Source organism: Streptomyces beijiangensis, assembly GCF_017315755.1.
GTDB classification, from domain to species: domain Bacteria; phylum Actinomycetota; class Actinomycetes; order Streptomycetales; family Streptomycetaceae; genus Streptomyces; species Streptomyces beijiangensis.
In genome coordinates this window covers 1-363 of sequence record NZ_JAFLRJ010000679.1, presented here as the reverse complement: position 1 = coordinate 363, position 363 = coordinate 1, and the positions used below count along the sequence as shown (strand labels likewise).

Annotated in this window: 1 protein-coding gene; it reads left to right on the top strand. The window is 67.2% G+C overall.

Annotated elements, in window-relative coordinates; all coding sequences use genetic code 11:
* Nucleotides 1-279 (top strand): GmrSD restriction endonuclease domain-containing protein (locus tag J0695_RS38245; RefSeq protein ID WP_206969448.1); only part of this gene is annotated, 279 nt, incomplete at its 5' end.
* Nucleotides 280-363: the final 84 nt, after the last annotated feature.

The following is a 363-nucleotide window of genomic DNA, read 5'->3' as shown; positions in this document are numbered from 1 at the left end:
ATGGTCCCGCTCGCCGAGGCCTGGCGTTCCGGCGCGAACAGCTGGACGACCGCCCAGCGCCAGTCCTTCGCCAACGACCTCACGCGCCCCCAGCTGATCGCCGTGACCGACAACGTCAACCAGTCCAAGGGCGACCAGGATCCCGCCACCTGGCTCCCCTCGCGCACCGCCTACCGCTGCACCTACGTCCGGGCCTGGGTCCAGGTGAAGTACTACTACAAGCTCAAGATCGACTCTGCCGAGAAGACGGCGCTCAACAGCGTCCTCAGCGGCTGCTGAGAAGCCCGGCAGCCCAACTCCGAGCGAGGTCCGAGCGAGCTCCGAGCAAGATCCGCCCAGGAAACTGTCCAGGACCCTCCGTCG